Genomic DNA, 651 nt, shown 5'->3' with positions numbered 1-651 from the left:
CTATCGGACCCCGAACGAAGCCGAGCAGGCATGGATCACCGAGAACCTCGCCGCGTAGACAACTATTCAACTGGTCCAGGAAACGTTGGGCAGCTCACCCTTCCCCGAAGTCGCGGACTGGACCGTAACACCAGCGGCGCTCCAAGTTACTTTCCCAACACTCGATTGGCCTCCGCGGCCCGACGAGCGCTGAACTTTGCTTGATGTCCGATAACTGACCGTATGTCAGTTCTGGGGCTGATGCCGATTCGGGTTGCACGTTGCGTGCGTAGCCGGACGCTCGGCGTCCCGCTGATCGATCCCCCACCGGACGCCCGCTGGACCGGGGGGATATTGCTCAGCGCGGCTCCGCGTGGAGCACAGCACGGGCTCGGTCGAGGTAGGTGAGGCCGGCCGTGGCGAGCCGGCCCGCCGGGGGATCTCAGGAGGCGGCGGCTCGTTCGAGCTGCTGCACGCGAGAGCGGGACACCCCGAACGCGGCGGCTGCGGCGTCGAGTGAGTACCGGTCCGCGCGCGCGATCGCCACGGCGCGGCGCCGGGCGGTCGCGGAGCGTTCCTGGGCTGCGCGGGACTCCCGCTCGGCCGCCTCCGCTTCCTGCCAGAGTGCTTCGGCTTCGGGAGTGACATGCACGGTCACCGTCACGGTGACGT

1 protein-coding gene is annotated in these 651 nt (G+C 68.0%); it reads right to left on the bottom strand.

Going from position 1 to position 651, the window contains the following annotated elements; translation table 11 throughout:
* Window positions 1-421: 421 nt before the first annotated feature.
* Window positions 422-651, bottom strand: a 230-nt coding sequence (locus tag C5D07_RS15090) for a helix-turn-helix domain-containing protein (protein WP_211286395.1), incomplete at its 5' end; no start/stop codon positions are given.

The organism is Rathayibacter tritici (genome assembly GCF_002932875.1).
GTDB classification, from domain to species: Bacteria; Actinomycetota; Actinomycetes; order Actinomycetales; family Microbacteriaceae; genus Rathayibacter; species Rathayibacter tritici.
The sequence above is the reverse complement of the archived record's forward strand: the minus strand, read 5'-3'. Positions and strand labels throughout refer to the sequence as shown.